Raw genomic sequence first — 18,539 nt, 5'->3', positions numbered from 1 at the left:
GAGTTCCCATGATCTACGCCCTTGCCCTGCTTCCCTCAGCACTCTTTCTGGTCAGTGCTGCCATCGCCTTCGCAAGCCGCCCGATGCGCCCGCACGGCGCGCTGATGCTGGTCAACCTGCTGTCCCTCGTCGCGGTTGGCGCCGCACTCGCTGCCGCCGCCGCGCTCGCACTTTTCGGTGCCGGCGCCAGCCCGCGACTCGGCACCGACCTCCTCGGCTTTGCCGGCAGACTCGACCTCGTCAGCGCGGTGATGCTTTTGCTGGTCAGCTTCATCGGCTGGGTGGTGCTGCGGTACAGCGCGACCTACCTGGATGGTGAGGCACGGCAGGGGCCCTTCACCGGCTGGATGAGCGCAACGCTTGCCGCTGTTTCGCTGCTCGTCGTTTCTGCCACGCTTCTCCAGTTCGTTCTGGCCTGGATTGCCTCCAGCCTGTTCCTGCACAAGCTGCTGGTCTTTTATCCGGAACGGGGTGCGGCCCGGCGCGCCGCGCACAAGAAGTTTCTCGTCTCCCGGCTGGGCGATGGGGCCCTTGTCTCGGCTGCGCTGCTGCTGGCCTTCGCCTATGGCACCGGCGACATCCAGACGATCCTTGGCGAGGCGCGCAACGGGATTGCCCCGGTAACGGCACTGGTCGCCGCAGGTCTTCTGGCGCTCGCCGCCGTGCTGAAGTCCGCGCAGTTTCCGATGCATGGCTGGTTGACCGAGGTGATGGAAGCACCGACACCGGTCTCCGCACTGCTGCATGCCGGCGTCGTCAATGCCGGCGGCTTCCTGCTCATCCGCTTCGCCGATGTGATGCTGAACGCACCGATCGTGCTTGCGGTGCTGGTGATGATCGGCGGCTTCACCGCCATGTTCGGTGGCCTGGTGATGCTGACGCAGAGCGCAGTGAAGACCTCGCTCGGCTGGTCCACCATCGCCCAGATGGGTTTCATGATCCTGCAATGCGGGCTGGCGCTCTTCCCGATCGCGCTGCTGCACATCGTGGCGCATTCGCTCTACAAGGCGCATGCCTTCCTCTCCTCCGGCGGCGCCGTCGAGGCGGTGATGGCAACCCGCCGGCCGGGTCCCGTCGCCATCCCGGATGGCTGGGCCGTCGCCCGCGCCTTCCTGCTGGCGCTCGTCATCTACGGCGTCATCGGCTTCCTCTTCGGCTTCTGGCACAAGCCGCCGCAGGCGCTTGCGCTCGGCGCCATCCTGATCTTCGGCGTCGCCTATCTGGTGGCGCAGGGCTTTGCCGATGCCGCCCCCTGGGCACTCACCTGGCGCACTTCGCTCTATGCGGTAGCCGCGGCAACCGGCTATTTCGGACTGCAATGGGCGGCCTACCACCTGATGGCGGGCACGCTGCCGGCTGCCCCAGCGCCCGGACGACTGGAGTGGAGCCTGATGATCCTCTCCGTCACCTCCTTCGGCGTGGTGGCCGTCACCCAGTCGCTCTTCCCGCTCTGGGCGCATCATCCGGCAACCGCCGGCCTGCGCGTCCACCTCGCCAACGGTCTTTACGTCAACGCCCTCTTCGATCGCCTGCTCGGAAACTTCCGGGTCGAGGCCCCGTCCCTTGCCAAGGAGTAATGCCATGGAACCCGTCTCCGCTCCGGTCTCCCTGCAGGCCGCCGATCTCGCCCCCGCCATCCGGGCTGCCATCGATGCCATTCCGCCGGCCTGGCCGCTCGCCGCAACCGTCGCCGTCAATCCTTTCCTCGGTCAGAGCAATCGCGGCTTTGCCGCCACCGCCGAGCAGATCGCAAGGCTGACCGGCACCGGCATCGCCATGCCGCGCGCGTGGTATGCTGCAAAGCTTGCCGAAGGCACGCTGACGGACACCGATCTTCGGGATGCGCTCGCGGAAAGCGGGCTCTCCCTCTCACTCGAAGCGCTGAAGCAGGCCATGCGGGCGGATGCCGCAACACCCGCTGCCATCCCGACCATCGCCGATCTCGCCCGCGACGTCTCCGGCACCGACTGGCCACGGCTGATCGAGGACCGGATCGGCACCTTCGCCGCCGGCCACTTCGATGAAGGGCAGGCACTGTGGACGGCACCGCGTGGCCAGAGCTTCTACACCGCCTGGCGCATCCATGCACGGCACGACCTGACGCCGGAAATCGCGGGATTGCGGGGCTTTGCCCAGACGGTGGCCGATCTGCCGCGCACATCGATCCGGGCGATTGCCGCTGCGGCAGAAACGCTCGGCTTTGGGCGGAAGCCGGGCTCCTATTTCCATCAGCTGCTGCTTGGCCTTGGCGGCTGGGCCCAGTTTGCCCGGTATCGCCTGTGGACGGCCGAACTTGCCGGCGAGACGGACGAGAGCCTTGGCGATCTCCTCGCCATCCGGCTCGCCTTCGAGGAGGCGCTGTTTCGCCAGTATGAGCCGGAGATCGCGGCAGCATGGCAGGCCGCGCTTGCGGCCCATCGCGCACCGGTGGTGGCCGGCCTCGACCGGGAGATCGATGCAGTTCTCCAGCTTGCCACGGAGCGAGCCGAGCAGCGGCGGCTGGCACGGCTTCTGTCGAGCATCCCACGGTCGGCAGAGACATCTCCTGCCGAGGTCGCACGCCCGGTTGTGCAGGCGGCCTTCTGCATCGACGTGCGGTCGGAAGTGTTTCGGCGGGCGCTGGAGAGCGCAGATCCCGGCATCCGGACGCTCGGTTTTGCCGGCTTCTTCGGTATTGGCGCCTCCCATCGCGACCAAGCCTCGGACCTCGCAGAGCATCGGCTGCCGGTGCTGCTGAAACCCGGCCTGTTCAGCTGCACGGAAGTCAGCGCGGCGGAGGATCGTGACGCGCGCATCCAGTCGCGCGCCGTGCGGGCCTTCGGGCGGTTCAAGCAGGCGGCCGTCTCCTCCTTCGCCTTCGTGGAAGCGATGGGCCCGGTCTATGGCGCCAAGCTGCTGACCGGCAGCCTGCGGCTTTCCGGGGCCAAGACCGGTCCGGCTGCCAGGCCGCGGCTGGTGGAGACGCCGGATCTGTCCCAGAAAATCGGCATGGCCGCCACCGTGCTGCGGGCCATGTCGCTCACGGAAAATTTTGCGCGACTCGTGCTGTTGTGCGGGCATGGCGCGTCGGTTACCAACAATCCGCTGGCGAGCGCGCTTCAATGCGGCGCCTGCGGCGGTCATGCGGGCGATGTCAACGCACGCCTGCTGGCCTCGCTGCTGAACGAGGGCGAGGTTCGCAAGGGACTGGTGTCGCAAGGGATCACCGTGCCGGATGATACCCTGTTCCTCGCCGGCCTGCACGACACGACAACCGATGCCGTGACCGTCTTCGACGGCGACGCGGACACCGCGTCCCACGCCGCCGATCTTGCGCGGTTGACGGGCTGGCTCGCCGCTGCCGGCAAGCTCGCGCGGAGCGAACGGGCGATGCGCCTGCCGCATGCGAGCGGGGGATCCATTGCCGTCCGCAGCCGCGACTGGGCCGAAGTGCGGCCGGAATGGGGTCTCGCCGGCTGCTCCGCCTTCATCGCCGCGCCGCGCAGCAGAACCGCCGGCCTCTCGCTCGACGGCCGCTCGTTCCTGCACGATTACGTCTGGCGGCAGGACGAGGGGTTCCGGGTGCTGGAACTGATCCTGACGGCGCCTGTGGTGGTGGCAAGCTGGATCAGCCTGCAATATTTCGGCTCGGCTGCCGCACCGTCGCTGTTCGGATCCGGCAACAAGCTGCTGCACAACGTGGTGGGTGGCATCGGCGTGCTGGAGGGCAATGGGGGCGTGCTGCGGGCGGGTCTTGCCTGGCAGTCCGTGCATGATGGTGAGCGCCTTGCCCACGATCCCTTGCGGCTTTCGGTCGTTATCGAAGCGCCGAAGGAAGCCATCAACGATATTCTGGCGCGCCACCCCCAGGTGAAGACCCTGTTCGACAATGGCTGGCTGTCGCTGTTCGTTCTCGATGACGCGGGTGAAATGGCAGAACGGTATGCCGGTGACCTCGCATGGGCGCCCTTTGGAGCGGCAGGCGCGACACCTGCTCGCCTGAAGGCTGCGGGTTGAGAAAAAAGCCGGCCGAAGTGTCGCAGAAATGCGCCAGTTCGGCCGGACGACTGAACTGGCATTTGTCAGGGCAGGGCCGCTGCCTCTATGCTAGCCTGTCAAACGGCTTGCGATGCTTTGGGAGGAGCGGATGCGGCGCGAACTCAGTCATTCCGATCTTGTATATGAAACGGCAGCCCGGACATCGGCCGTCGTCGCCTCGCCAGTCGCCGCCTCGTGGCGGCGCTGCCTCGATCTCCACCAACTTGCGCCGGAGCGATCTGCAAAGCCGCAACGGATCGACGATGCCCGGTTTCGGCAGGCCAGGGAGAGAATGGAGCGACTGGTCGGCACCTGCGCCGAAGAGATCGACCGGCTTCACCAGATGGTCGGCAAATCCGGCTGCTGCATTGTGCTGTCCGATGCGGAGGGGATCGTGGTCGACAGACGCGGCGCGGCTGGCGATGATGCGGATTTCCAGGCACTTGGCCTCTGGCAGCAGCACATGTGGAGCGAGGCCTGCGTCGGCACCAACGGCATCGGCACGGCGCTCGCCGATGAGCGGCCTGTCATCATTCACCGCGACCAGCATTTTCTGAGCGCCAATATCGGCCTGTCCTGTGCGACGGCGCCGATCCGCGATCATATGGGCCATGTCGCTGCCGCCCTCGACGTCTCCACCTGCCGCAGCGATGTCAGCGAGATGACGCTCTCGATGCTTTCGCAGGCCGTGCGGGAGGCGGCCATGCGGGTGGAGGCCAACCTGTTCCGCCAGGCCTTTTCCGGCGCGCGCATTCTGCTGGTGCCGCAGGCGAACGCGCTGACGGCGCTCCTTGCCGTCGATCACGACGATCTGGTCATCGGCGCGACCCGCGCGGCGCGGCTGGTGCTCAAGCTGGATGATCAGCGGATTGCCCAGGGATTGCCCGCCGCCGATGCCCTGCGCGAACAGCGGGGTGACGCCACCAACGACCTCGACGATGCCGAACGGGCAGCCCTGCGACGGGCCTTGTCGCGCACCAACGGCAATGTCTCGAAGGCGGCCGATGTGCTCGGCCTCAGCCGCGCCACGCTGCACCGGAAGCTGAAGCGCTTCAATCTGCAATAGACGTGCGGCGCTGTCGCAGGACTGCGACACTGTGCGGCGCAACATCGCTGCGCACGACTTCCGCCGAACGAGGTACCGCGCAATCATCCTCCCATCGGAGCCCGAGGAGGGGCTCCCCAACCGGGAGGAACATCATGAACGTTCAGGTTCAGACCATTGCCGCTTCGCCCTTCAAGCTGAAATACGGCAACTTCATCAATGGCGAATTCCGTGAGCCGGTGAACGGCCGCTATTTCCAGAACACCACGCCGGTCACCGGCGGCGTGCTGTGCGAGGTTGCCCGCTCCGATGAACACGACATCAATCTGGCGCTCGATGCCGCCCATGCCGCGAAGGATGCCTGGGGCCGCACCTCCGCCACCGAGCGCGCCAACCTGCTGAACCGGATCGCCGACCGGATGGAAGCCAATCTGGAACTGCTTGCCAGGGCGGAAACCTGGGACAACGGCAAGCCGCTGCGCGAAACCATGGCGGCCGACATTCCGCTGGCCATCGACCACTTCCGCTATTTCTCGGCCTGCGTGCGCTCGCAGGAAGGCACGATCGGCGAAATCGACCAGGATACGGTCGCCTATCACTTCCACGAGCCGCTCGGCGTCGTCGGCCAGATCATTCCGTGGAATTTCCCGATCCTGATGGCCGCCTGGAAGCTTGCTCCGGCACTTGCCGCCGGCAATTGCGTGGTGCTGAAGCCGGCCGAACAGACACCGGCCTCCATTCTTGTTCTCGCCGAACTGATCGCCGACCTTTTGCCGCCCGGTGTGCTCAACATCGTCAACGGCTTCGGGCTTGAAGCCGGCAAGCCGCTCGCTTCGAGCCCGCGCATCGCCAAGATCGCCTTTACCGGCGAAACCTCCACCGGCCGGCTGATCATGCAATATGCCAGCCAGAATCTCATTCCGGTGACGCTCGAACTCGGCGGCAAATCGCCGAACATCTTCTTCGCCGACGTGATGAGCGAGGACGACGATTATCTCGACAAGGCGCTCGAAGGCTTTGCCATGTTCGCCCTCAACCAGGGCGAGGTGTGCACCTGCCCGAGCCGCGCACTGGTGCACGAGAAGATCTATGATCGCTTCATGGAAAAGGCGGTCAAGCGCGTCGAAGCGGTGCGTCAGGGCCATCCGCTCGATATCGCGACCATGATCGGCGCGCAGGCGTCCAGCGAGCAGCTGGAAAAGATCCTCTCCTATATCGATATCGGCAAGCAGGAAGGTGCCGAAGTACTGACCGGCGGGTATCGCAGCGATCTCGGCGGCGATCTGGCCGGCGGCTATTATGTGAAGCCGACGGTGTTCCGCGGTCACAACAAGATGCGCATCTTCCAGGAGGAAATCTTCGGGCCGGTGGTGTCCGTCACCACCTTCAAGGACGAGGATGAGGCGCTGGCACTGGCCAACGACACGCTTTACGGCCTCGGCGCCGGCGTGTGGAGCCGCGATGCCAACACCTGCTACCGCTTCGGCCGTCATATCGAGGCTGGCCGCGTCTGGGTCAACAACTACCATGCCTATCCGGCGCATGCAGCCTTCGGTGGCTACAAGCAGTCCGGCATCGGACGCGAGACGCACAAGATGATGCTCGACCACTACCAGCAGACCAAGAACATGCTGGTCAGCTATTCCCCCAAGGCGCTCGGCTTCTTCTGATCGAAGCGTCGCGTGAGGAAGGCTCCCGCCCCGCCTCGGGGGCCTTCTTCATCGAAGAGGGAGATCAAGATGTCTGTCACTGCACCCCAGCCCATGGTCTCGGCCACCGAGGCTGCCCTTGACCTGATCGCCGAGATCCGTCGCGACCACCCGGAAATCCTGTTTCACCAGTCCGGCGGCTGCTGCGATGGATCATCGCCGATGTGCTATCCCGCCGGAGACTTCCTTCTTGCCGATCATGACGTGCTGATCGGCCATATCGGCGGGGTCCCATTCTATATCGGCGGCCGGCAATACGAGGTCTGGAAGCACACGACGCTGCTGGTGGATGTCGTGCTCGGTCGCGGCGGCATGTTCTCGCTGGACAACGGCCGGGAGCGCCGCTTTCTGGTACGCTCGTCCCTCTGCCAAACCGCCGGTCGGTAAGCCCACCCACTGCGCCGTGCCGCCCCCTCAGTAGAGCGTGCTCTTGTCACTCAAGGATAGCGTCGTGCCGCATGCATAGACGCAGAGGGCGCACCTTACTCGCGCGGATCGCCTTGTTTCAGCCAGAAGACACGGCTCATGGCCGGGCGTGACAGATTCCGTTATACACGAATTGTATAATCGGGCCGCGTTATTTCCACTGGATCTCCAGGTAGAATTTGGAATTCTAATGGAAAAAAATTCTTTTCTGATACAGTTTCAAATGACTTTGTTTCCTGTGCGCAATTTTGCTAGCAATGTAACCACAGGGTGAAATTGCAACGCAGGTGCGATTCTTGCCCTTGCATCCGGAGCATACCCGTCACGCCGGGGTAACGGTCCAGGATGGCAAAAACGGGTCACGTGCACGTTGCCTGAACGGGTGGCGGATGCGAAGGCCTGGAGGTGGGAGGACAGACGATGCAAATTAATATTGGTATCCCGGAGTGTTGTGGCCCGTCAGGGCCGCCCTGAGACCGGCGGCAGCCCCAACACGCTCATCCATCCATTCAAGCTCTTTGATCTGAACGGTCGCGCATGCGTGAGGCAGTGCGGTCGAAGCAATTTATTTTTGCCCGTTTAAGGGCCTGCAGGAACCGCTCCATGATTGCTCATCAATTCGCCAACAAAGGCATCGCTTCCGCCAAGTCCAGAACTTCGATCGGTGCCCTTGCCATCCTTATCCTGTCTTCAAGTACAGCGCTGTCTGCCCCGCCGCCAGTAGGCGAATGGAGCGGCGCAGCAGGCACGGACTGGACTGACAGTAACAACTGGGTCGACGGCGAAGTTCCAGGCCCGACCGATACGGCCACCATCAACAGCAGCAATCCCGCCGTGCTGTCGGGGCAGGCTGTCACCATCCATGACCTGGTCATGAGCAATGGCCCGACAACAGCCAATCTGACGGTGTCCGAGGGCGGCGTCCTCACCATCAATCGCTACCTGATGGCCTCGACGGAAGAGGACGGCAATTCCAGCCTGACGATCACGGGGCAGGGCAGCCGGGTCGTTGCGGGTCTCGGGCTGCAGGTTGGCAATGGGGATAATTCGACCAGCGCCATCACGATCAACCAGGGAGGAACGCTGGAGACCGTCGGCGGAGGCCTCTATCTCGTCAAAGGCGCGACCCTGGATGTTTCCGGAACCGGCTCCAAGTTGCTCGTCGGCACAGCGCATTCAGGCGTGCCCGCAACATGGAGCGATGCCGACGGATGGTTCAGCATCAGCGACGCAACGGTGACCGTATCGGGCGGCGCTACCGTGGAAACGGATGGAGTTCATGTGCAAGGCAGCGCGTCAGGTGATGCCGCCATGACGCTCTCCGGTTCCAACACAAGAATGAGCGCCGGCATGGTCATCTATGTCGGCGGCAACGGCAGCGCACCCACAGGTGCTGGAAGCCTGACCATTGAGGACGGCGCACAGGCATCAGCGGCCCGGATCTTTCTTGGTATTGCCTCAACGGACAGCGGCCGCCTTCTGCTGACAGGCGCTGGCTCCACCCTGTCGTCTATCCCGGACGGCCACGGCGCCCCGGGCAATTTCGGCGTTGGTTTCGAGGGAAGCGGCGTGGCCGTGATCCAGAATGGTGCCAAGCTGTCGGTCGCAAACGAACTGCGTATTGCGCAGGAGGCCGGCTCCACCGGTACGCTCGTCATCGGTGCGGAAGAGGGGCACGCAGCAGCGGATGTCGGCACAATTGAAGCCGGCGCGGGTGTCGTCTTCGGTGCCGGGACCGGCGAGCTGATATTCAACCACACCTCTTCCAACTACGTGTTTGCGTCGAACATCACCGGTAACGGCACGATCAAGGCCGTCGCCGGCACGACCAATCTCACAGGTGATTCCTCCGGGTTCACCGGCGCCATCAGCGTCACCGGTGGCATCCTCAACGTGGCCGGCGCCATTGGCGCCGTATCCACCGTGGAAAGCGGTGCGAAGCTGACGGGTTCCGGCACTGTCGGTGGCGTTGTGGCATTGTCCGGCTCCACTGTCGCCCCCGGCAATAGCCCCGGCACGCTGACCGTCACCGGCAACTACAGCCAGGCTGCCGGCTCAAGCTATGCGGCGGAACTGGTGCGCGGCAGTTCTGTCTCCGACTTCATCAATGTCAGCGGCACGGCAACGATTGCCAGCGGCGCCACCTTGGATGTGTCCGGATACGGCAACGGCTCCTACGTGGTCGGCACCCGTTATACGGTGCTGTCCGCAGCCGGCGGACTGACCGGCACCTACACGATCAACGGCACCGATATCTCCGCATTCTACTCGATCGACCCGACCTACGACGCCAACAATCTCTATCTCGACGTCATCCAGAGCCGTGCCTTCGCCAGCGCCGCGCTGACGCCCAATCAGATCGCAACCGCGACCGCACTCGATACGCTGTCTTCGACCAACAGCGTATCCTCTGCAGTCGGCACGTCCGCGACGGATGAGATCGCCCGCAGCGCATTTGACCGACTGTCAGGCGAAATCTATGCGTCCGCCAAGACTGCGTTGCTGGATGACAGCCGGTTTGTGCGTGATACGACCACGCGCCAGGTTCGCGCCTCGGCAGGCGCACAGGAGCCATCAATCTGGATGCAGGGCTACGGGAGCTGGGGCAATTTCGATGGCAACGGCAACGCGGGCGGCTTTGATCGCAACGCCGGTGGTTTCTTCGTCGGCGCCGATGGCGACGTGTTCGACACCATGCGCCTCGGTGTGGTCGCAGGTTACGGCCACTCTTCGCTCAGCCTGGATGGCGGCCGCGGCTCCATGGGCATCGACACCTACAGCCTCGGCCTCTATGGCGGCGGTGAATGGAACAAGCTGAATGTCAGCTTCGGTGTCAACCAGGCCTGGCATCAGCTTTCCGCCGATCGCAGCATCAATATCGCCGGTCTCAGCAATACGCTGTCGGCCGACTATGACGCCCGCACCACGCAGGTCTATGGCGATCTCGGATACCGGATCGATCTCGGTTCCGTTTCCTTCGAACCCTTCGCAGGCATCGCCTACGTGAACCAGCATACGGACCGGTTTGCCGAAACGGGCGGTGACGCGGCGCTCTCCGGCAGCGCTGGCAACACCGACGCCACGTTCACAACCATCGGCCTGCGCTCCGGCGGCAGCTTCGATCTTGACGGCAACACGATCAAGGCAAATGGCATGATCGGCTGGCGCCACGCGATCGATGAAGTGGTTCCCACGACAACCAACAGCTTCGCCGGCAGCAGTGCCTTCACGGTGTCTGGCACGCCGTTGGCGCGCGATGTTGCTGTCATCGAGGCAGGCATCAGCGCCGACATCGCACCGAATGCGAGCCTGGGCCTCACCTATACGGGCCAGTTCGGCTCAGGCGTGAGCGATCAGGGCGTCAAGGCAAACTTCAACCTGCGCTTCTGAACCGTTTCGCGGGGTCTGGCTTGCCTGACCCCGCGGCTTCGAGCTGTGTATCAACCGCGCGTCCGGCGGCGTAGAGAGATCAAATGCGGCGAGGAGAGAGGGCGTGTCTGACCCTCGCGAAACGCAGCCGCGCCAACTCGGGCAATCGCCAGACCCATCCATCACGGCGACCCGGCTTTTGATGGGATATTGCATCCCTGCGACAAAAGTGTAAAACTAATACCTAGTCACTTTTATTACCCCTACCGGCAGGGAGACCCGTTTCCCCGCCAAATGGCATATTTCTTCAGTCGAATTCCCTTATGCGCCGATTTGATTCCCTCTTCATGATTACGATACGGCGGTCCATCCTGTTGATACCGCTGCCCAGCATTGTCCGGCGTCGACTACGGTTTCATATTCGCAGGACACTTGTCCGAAAGCACGTCGTTCCCTGCCGCAGGGACTACATTCTTCATCTGCGACGGGTGATGGAAACGCGGTTGCGCGAAGGCGCGGAGACCGCTGGCGTCAACTGTGCCGACTATGATTTCGCTCGTGCGGCAGTCGCCATTGCACGTCAGGAGCGTCGCGCGGGAAGACGTTCTTCTCGACAGTAGGTATATACGGCAGAAACCAGGGCTGCCTGACCCTTGGCGTGCCGAACCCGAGAGATCGACAACAGGTCGCTCCTCAGGTCAGCACTTTCTGGCGCTGGCTGCGGGCTGCGGTGAGTTCCGCCGTCGTATGGTTGAGGCGATCGGCGAGAACACGCATGATCTCAACTGCCATATCGGGAAAATCACGCATCAGGTCGAGGAAGTTATCCTTGCTGATCTTCAGCACCTCGAGCCGCGAGGTGGCGCGTACCGTTGCCGTTCGCGCCATGTCGCACAGGATCGCGATCTCGCCAACGATGGAATTGGCGCCCACATCGGCCACCTTGATTTCCCCGGCTTCCGAATGAACGATGATTTCCGCCGTACCCGAAAGGATCACGTAAGCCGCATCACCGACATCTCCCTGTCGAAACAGGTTCTGCCCGTCGCGACAGGTCATGCGTTCGGATGCAAAGGCCAGCAGTTTCAACTTCGCCGGCGCAATCTGCGAAAACAGCGGCACACGCCGCAGCATTTCGACCTCGTCCTTCAACAGCATTGGCCACTCACCTTTCCCCACACGGGGTACGATATTACGAGAGCAGTTGATTGAACATCCCGTTTTTGCCAGAGAGTTCTTTGAACGACCCATTTTCGACAAGTTTGCCTGAATCGAAAACCAGCACACGGTCAAAAAGTTCGCTCATCCCCGCATTTGGAAGCACCCACACGATCGCCGGCCGCTCCCCGTCGTGGTGAAGATCCTGCATGACGTTCATCACGATCCGGTCCTGCGCGCGTTGATCCAGCGCAGACAGCGGACGATTGAAGATGAAATAGTCTGAACGCTTCAACAGTGCACGGGCCAGGTTGAGCTTCTGGCGCTGCACCGTCGTCAGCCTGCGTCCCTGGGAACCCACATCGAAATCAAGTCCGATGGATAGCACCTGCTGCTCCAGATCGAGTTCGATGAAGATCGCCCGGATGATGTCACGGATCCGCTCGGTGGTGTCGACTTCCTGGAAGGAGAGCCGGCCGAACAGGACGTTGTCCATCAACGAGGCCGACGCCGTCAGCTTGCTGGCGTCGTGGCGCTCGATCTTGTCTGCGAGATCGGCTGGCATGCCGCCATGAAATCGACGGCGGGCCTCCACGATGCGTGCCTTCAGCGCATCGTGGAGCAGGCCGAAGCGGTGCCGTGGCTCGATATAGGCAAAGCTCAGCCGGATAATTCGGGACCGGTCGGCTGCGGACGCCTTGTCGACGGTCGTGCCTTGCAGCTTCTGGAGCAGCGCTTCGTAGAGCGGAATGTCATCGGCACTCATGAAACTCAACTGCTGGAAGAACGGGTGATCCGGCGGCAGATCGCGGAACAGATCCACTGCGTTCTCTGCAATCTCCATGCCCATGACATAGAGGTCCTGCGCGAGGCCGGTTTCCTGCATGACCTTGCGAAAATAGGGATGTGCGGCGAGCGTCTGGGCGGTCATCTCAGACTGACGCAGCGTGCCGAATAACAGGTTCTCGCCGACAGTCGCCAAAGGATTGTAGGCATCCTCCTCGAAATGGGCCACGATATCGCCGAGATGTGCATCACGCAGACGCTGGCGCATGACCTGACGCACCTCGACGATCCGCCCGGCAAGGACCGTGTGCCGCGCGGGATCCACATGTGCCCGCAAGGCGAACTCGAAGATATCCTGCGAAATCGTCACTGCATCCAGCACAGGTCGGATCGCCTTGACCAGATCATCCGGGCCGCTCGCGCCGGCTGCGACGTAATCGATCCAGTCGCTGCCGAGATCGAAGGCCGGATTGCCTGCGCGCTGGGCTTCCACCAACTGGCGCTTCCTCCGCCGCGCATCCGCGCCGGCATAGTTCACCTCAGACAGCGGCGCGTGCTTCAACGCATAAAACAGGTTGTCACGCAGACTGGCATGGAAGAAATAGGCTTCGGAAGACACGTAGGATATTCGCCGGCCTGTCACCGCTTCCGGAAGGGCCAGAAGATCCGTGCCGCCAATGGTAATGCGCCCGCCATCCGGCCACACCACGCGGCCCAGCGCTTCGGCAAGCGCTTCCGCCCCGCTGCCGTTCGGACCGAGGATCGCCACGGTTTCATCCGGGGAAATGGTGACGGAGACGCGGTTCAACAGAGCTGCACCGCTGTCATCGGACACCAGCAGGCCGGCGACGGCCAGCGGTTCCGAGAGCCGCCCGGCAGGCTCGGTGGCCATTGCCTGGATCTTCGGATCGAGCAGGCCATCGACATCAAACTGTTCGACCACCTGCGCATATTTCACCTGCACGTCCTGACGCGCCTGATCCCAGTCGATCAGTTCCTTCAAGGGACCGGGCAGGTCCTTGTAGGCCGCGATCACCGCAACAAGCTGACCGATGTCGAGCCGGCCCTGCAGCGCAAAGTAGCCGCCGATGGCATAGAAGAGGAAGGGCGTGACCTGCGCGAGGAAATTGTTGATGAACTTCACCATGAACTTCCACTGGTAAAGGTCATAACGGATCTGGAAGATCGTCGCGAGCCGGTCGGCAATATCGGCGCGCTCGAGATTTGAGGTGTCGTTGCCGCGAATGGCGTGAATGCCCTCAACGATTTCACTGACGCGGCCGGAAAGCTGACGTGCCGTCAGCTGGCGGCGACGGCCGAGATCGAGAAGCCGTCGACGCATGCGGGGAATCACCACAGCCTGAACGGCGACGATCGCCAGCGCGATCATGCCCAGCCACACATTCTGCAGCAGGATGAAGCCCAGAGCCGTCAGCGCCTGACCACCCAGCAGGGCAGGTTGCACGAAGGCGTCGCCGGTGAAGCCGCCGAGCGGCTCCACCTCGTCCTTGATCATGGTGGCTATTTCCGCCGATTTCACCCGCTTGAAATAGACCGGCGGGAAGCGAAGCACGCGATCCACCAGCTGGAAGCGGATGCGCCGGAGCATACGCTCCCCGAGCCGCCCCTTGTAGGTGTTGATGTAGAACTTGAAGGCGCCGTTCAGAACAACCAGCGCAAGGAAGACGAAGCTCAGCGCCATCAGCATTTCGACGCGGTTGAACTGCACGCCCTGAAACAGTTCCACCGGACCAAGGCCTGGCAGATTGAAAGCGATGCGACCGAATGTCTGTGTCGCATGCAGATCCTCGAATCCCTGCCCCTGGATCGGACCGTTGACGATGCGCTTCGGCAGGTCGAAACTGAGGAAATAGGGAACCATGGAGGCAGCCACGATCGCCAGGATCCACACCTGCTGCGGATAGGTGTTCGACCAGATGTAGCGCGTCAGACTTTTTTCCATCATCCCCCGCATGAACAGTGTCGTCTTTGCATGAAGGTATTGGCTGCCCCCCGCAAGGTGCGTCAGGACGGCGCGGTGTTCAATCGCGGATGTTTTTCCGCAAGCTGCCGCGCGGCAACGGCATAGCCGCCATTTGCACCATCAATGAAATGCATGTGGTTGCGCATCGTGGGGCTAACCACGAAGCAGGTCATCAGCGCGCTGTCCTGCCGGTGAAGTCCATATTCGCAGATACCCCGCGCTTCCGAGGCCTCCAGAAGCGTCTCGATGCGCCGACGATGCGCCTCGTCCACATCGACGGTCATCTTCAACCCGTCCTCGAACTTGCGAAAATCGGAATTGGCAGCAACGTCAGCCGCATAGCTGCGCGTATTGAAGGTTCCGAGCGTGATGTTCAGCCGGTGCAGCAGGATGACCAGTCTGAGCATGAGGGCAATCTTCAGGCGGGCCAGCAGGCGGTTCGTGGATGGCGCCGCAGCACGCGCTTCCATCTCGATACCCTCGCTGGCATAGATCAGGCGAGGCCCATCCTCCGGCACGGGGTGCCCGTCACGCGCCTGCTCGGAGATGATCTGCACGATCGATTCGACCATGGCCTGAAATTCCGCCATTGAAGCGGCAGAGGTCGGCCGGACAATGATCGAGACGATCTCGCCATTGCGTGCGGGAATGGGGCTCCACCGACAGGACAAGCCGGTCAGATCAGGCGGCTCGTCCACGGTCTCCGGCACGCCATAGAGGCCGGCCTTCATCTGCCGCTCTGCCCAACTTGTACCTCCCCCGGTAAACATGGCGTAGGAAACGAGCGGGCTTGCGGCGAAGCGGGCCACGCGAACCTCGTGACCCGCCGCCCGGACATCGGCCACCGGCACCAGCGCGACGCGCATGGAAAGCTGCAGTTGCGTTCGCACCCAGGCGCGAATGGCGGCAAGAGCTGCGCCGGCAGTCCCCGCATGGCGGGCGGGCAGGGCGACCACCGCGCCATCACCGCCGAAACTGAACGGGTAATCCTGGCTTCCGACAGCGTTCAGAACCGCTGAAATGACGCTGGCACCGGCCATGTTGACCGCCTTGTAGCGCCCCTCGGCGATCTCGCCCGTGGAACCGACGATATCGGCAAGCGCCAGAACCCAGCCCTCCGGCAGCGGCATGTAATTATCCGTATCCACCACGCCCTCAAAGCGGGTGAAGACGGGAAGCTGTTGATAGAACGGATCATCCGCGGCTGGCTTCATGGCAGGACACTACAGCATCATCCGCAGAACCGATATGAAATTTCTGCCTTTTCAGCGCCTCTCAAGACAATGCGGACAGCGGCACGAGCCGTCGCAGCAACACCTTGTCGAAGACAAAGACCTTGAGCGGAAGAAGACGACCGCGCAGCGGCACCTCGCGGCTCTGCTGCCCTTCGAGCGCGAGCCCGGCCAGCGACGCCACAGGTTCGGAAATGACCAGCGGGACGTCATGGTCCTTCGCCACGCTCTCGAGCCGGCTTGCCACATTCACCGTGTCGCCAATGGCGGTCAGGGTCTGCACGGTGCCATAGCCCAGGGTACCGACGACGGCCGCGCCGGTGTGAATCCCGATGGCGATACGAAGCGGTGTCGACAGCTCGTTTTCCAGCTGCCGGTTCAACTCGTCGATCCCCTCCACGATCCGGGCCGCGGCCTGAAGGGCCTGACGGCAGCCATCCTCGGCCGTACCCGACACGCCGAACAGGGCCATGGCGCCATCCCCGATGAACTTGTCCATGCGGCCACCAGCCTCCTCGACCGCCCGGCCGACCACCGCGAAATAACGGTTGAGAAGGAAGACGATGTCAAAGGGAAGACGCGTCTCGGTCAGATAGGTGAAGTTCCGGAGATCGCAGAACAGCACGGCAATATCCCGCTCCCGGCCCGGAATCGCTTCGTAATTGCCGCCCTGCTGCTCCGGTTCCGGCACGGCCACCAGAATGGGCGACAACATCACATTGGCCTTGGGACGCAGTTGACAGGCGAGCCGAACGCCCGGGCCAGCATTGATGCGGGCCAGGGTCCGCTGCTCCAGAGCCTCCGGCGGGGGCAGGTTCTCCTCACCCTCGATGACTTGTACCCGACAGGTCGAACAGCGTCCCTTGCCACCGCAAGCCGAGTAATGCGGCTTGCCGGCAAGCCTGCTCGCCTCCAGCACCGTATAGCCGCGCGGCACGCTGATCGTCTCGCCGTTCGGATAGCGTATCGCCACCAGATGCGCGCGCTCCTTCAGCCAGCGCAGCACGCGCAGGAGGAGAACGGCCGCCAGCGACAGACCGAAGGCGCTGTAGGTACCCAGGCTGATCGATCGCAGCGTGCTCATGGCCGCGGCGGAAAGGCTCGTTGGATCGTAATAGCCGCCGGGATAGCCGCTCAGCAGAAAGATCGGGCTTGCAATCGTACGACCCATTTCGATGAAACCGAGCAGCGCCAGTACCGGCAGCAGAATGGCAGCCGTGAGAAGCCAGGGAACGGCAGACTGATACCAGGCCCGGTATCGCAGCCAGAAATGGATGCCGATCACGCCGTGCAACCACAGAACCAGAATGCCGACGCTCTGTCGCAGCCCATCAACCGGCGACTTGGTCCACATCATGTGCACGATGTTTTCGTAGTTGTCGTGAAGACGAAACAGCTCCGAAGCGATCCGCGTGCTGATGACGTGATCCACGACGAAAAACGGTACGAGCAGACCGAACACGATCTGCGCCGCTTCCGCCCGCGGCATCAGGAAGCTGCGACGCCTGTAGATCGCTGCCAGCGCGAGGATGACATGCAGCAGGAAGGAGCCGTAGAGCAGCACCGTGCCGGGCCCGGTCCGCCAGACGAACAGGAAGAATCGACGCATGTCGTCTGCCGCGCGCACCGATACGAGGCCAACAGCATGATTGGCCAGATGGGTAATGAGAAAGGCGAAGATCACCAGACCAGACAGCAGCTTCGCCATCCGGATCCGGCGGGGAGAAATCAGACTTTCCTTGACGTCCGCGGCCATGAAACCCAACTGTTGCGCCGATGCGGCGGAGAGGAATGACGGAATTCAGCTTGCCCGCGGCATGAGGCAGCAAAGAGGTCGGTGCGGTTCCCATGCCTGCGTGGCACAATGACTGCCGCCGCCCACGGCTTTTCAGAGATCAAGCACCATGCCATCGCGCGCAGCCTGTGTTGCGGGGAAGGCCTCCTGCGCCAGACGTTCGATGAGAGCCATTTCGCTATCTGTGCGGGATGGCGCGTGGTGAAAAAGGATAAGCTTGCGGGTCGCCGCCTCGCGCGCGAGCAGAACCCCGTGCTCCCAGCTGGAATGACCGAAGCCGCGATACCGCTCCATTTCGGATTCGGTAAAGGCGCTGTCATACACGGCAATATCGGCATCCTGCATCATGGCAAGCGCCGTCGGATCGAGCACGCCGGGCTGATGTTCTATATCGAAGACAAGCGCCAGCGAGCGTCCCGCCCATTCGATGCGATAGCCGACGCAGCCACCGGGGTGGTTCAGCGAGAAGGTCCGGATCACGATTCCAGGCTTCGGCGTCAGCACATCGCCCGGGGTGAAGTCCCGGAAATTCAGCGCGGCCTTGCAGATATCGAGCCTCACCGGAAAATAGGGAGGGCCGACGAACTGCCGGATCATCTGAGACGTCGACATCGTGCCATGCAGATGGCCTGACCATATGTGGACGGCGGTTTCCGGATTGTAGATCGGCTTGAAGAACGGCAGGCCGATGATGTGATCGTAATGACAGTGGGTGAAGAAGAGATGCACTTCAGCCAGGTTCTGGCCCAGCATTTCCAGTCCCGCTTCACGAATACCGGAGCCTGCGTCGAAAAGAAGCCGATGCTCGCCGCAGCGAACCTCGATGCAGGGCGTATTGCCGCCGTATCGCTCAAACTCCCGGCCAGAGACGGGGATACTGCCGCGGACCCCCCAGAACTTTACCTGAAACACGTCACTGTACATCTTTTCATCGCACGTCTTCTCCATGAGCGGAATGCTAAAGGAGAAATCCTTGCCGTTTGCCTAGCGAATGGTCTTTTCGTCGGGAATGCAAGGC

Annotated in this window: 11 protein-coding genes; 6 read left to right on the top strand and 5 right to left on the bottom strand. The window is 62.8% G+C overall.

Annotated features, from left to right (window positions below; all coding sequences use genetic code 11):
* The first annotated feature begins 8 nt into the window (after window positions 1–8).
* From F3H95_RS09770 to F3H95_RS09745, 6 genes are all read left to right on the top strand, one after another.
* Entirely contained in the window at window positions 9–1,577 is a 1,569-nt protein-coding gene (locus tag F3H95_RS09770) for a proton-conducting transporter membrane subunit (RefSeq protein ID WP_149745800.1), read from the top strand.
* A gap of 4 nt (window positions 1,578–1,581) precedes the next feature.
* A complete protein-coding gene (locus F3H95_RS09765) occupies window positions 1,582–3,996 on the top strand; it encodes a DUF2309 domain-containing protein (RefSeq protein WP_149745799.1) in 2,415 nt (804 codons plus the stop codon).
* Window positions 3,997–4,126: 130 nt separating this feature from the next.
* Window positions 4,127–5,083 (top strand): helix-turn-helix domain-containing protein, encoded by a 957-nt coding sequence (locus F3H95_RS09760; RefSeq protein WP_149745798.1) that lies wholly within the window; start codon window positions 4,127–4,129, stop codon window positions 5,081–5,083.
* Between the two features lie 134 nt (window positions 5,084–5,217).
* Complete coding sequence (gene adh, locus F3H95_RS09755; protein ID WP_149745797.1) at window positions 5,218–6,732, top strand: aldehyde dehydrogenase; 1,515 nt, start codon at window positions 5,218–5,220, stop codon at window positions 6,730–6,732.
* 69 nt (window positions 6,733–6,801) lie between these two features.
* The gene (locus F3H95_RS09750) at window positions 6,802–7,158 is read left to right on the top strand and encodes a DUF779 domain-containing protein (protein WP_149745796.1); all 357 of its coding nucleotides are present in this window, start codon (window positions 6,802–6,804) and stop codon (window positions 7,156–7,158) included.
* A gap of 642 nt (window positions 7,159–7,800) precedes the next feature.
* A complete protein-coding gene (locus tag F3H95_RS09745; protein WP_188134344.1) occupies window positions 7,801–10,587 on the top strand; it encodes an autotransporter domain-containing protein in 2,787 nt (928 codons plus the stop codon).
* A gap of 672 nt (window positions 10,588–11,259) precedes the next feature.
* Here F3H95_RS09745 and F3H95_RS09740 read toward each other — a convergent pair.
* The 5 genes from F3H95_RS09740 to F3H95_RS09720 form a co-directional block, all read right to left on the bottom strand.
* Entirely contained in the window at window positions 11,260–11,724 is a 465-nt protein-coding gene (locus tag F3H95_RS09740; RefSeq protein ID WP_143124177.1) for a cyclic nucleotide-binding domain-containing protein, read from the bottom strand.
* A gap of 34 nt (window positions 11,725–11,758) precedes the next feature.
* Complete coding sequence (locus tag F3H95_RS09735) at window positions 11,759–14,473, bottom strand: ABC transporter ATP-binding protein (protein WP_149745944.1); 2,715 nt, start codon at window positions 14,471–14,473, stop codon at window positions 11,759–11,761.
* Between the two features lie 62 nt (window positions 14,474–14,535).
* A complete protein-coding gene (locus tag F3H95_RS09730; RefSeq protein ID WP_149745794.1) occupies window positions 14,536–15,708 on the bottom strand; it encodes a DUF3095 domain-containing protein in 1,173 nt (390 codons plus the stop codon).
* Window positions 15,709–15,769: 61 nt separating this feature from the next.
* Window positions 15,770–17,482 carry an adenylate/guanylate cyclase domain-containing protein gene (locus F3H95_RS09725; RefSeq protein WP_149745793.1) on the bottom strand — a complete coding sequence of 571 codons (1,713 nt, stop codon included), beginning with the start codon at window positions 17,480–17,482 and terminating at the stop codon, window positions 15,770–15,772.
* Between the two features lie 132 nt (window positions 17,483–17,614).
* A complete protein-coding gene (locus F3H95_RS09720) occupies window positions 17,615–18,445 on the bottom strand; it encodes an MBL fold metallo-hydrolase (protein ID WP_143124214.1) in 831 nt (276 codons plus the stop codon).
* Between the last annotated feature and the right edge of the window lie 94 nt (window positions 18,446–18,539).

The sequence above is a fragment of the Rhizobium sp. RU35A genome (assembly GCF_900156005.1).
GTDB classification, from domain to species: Bacteria; Pseudomonadota; Alphaproteobacteria; order Rhizobiales; family Rhizobiaceae; genus Neorhizobium; species Neorhizobium straminoryzae.
This window is presented reverse-complemented; position numbering and strand designations above follow the sequence as displayed.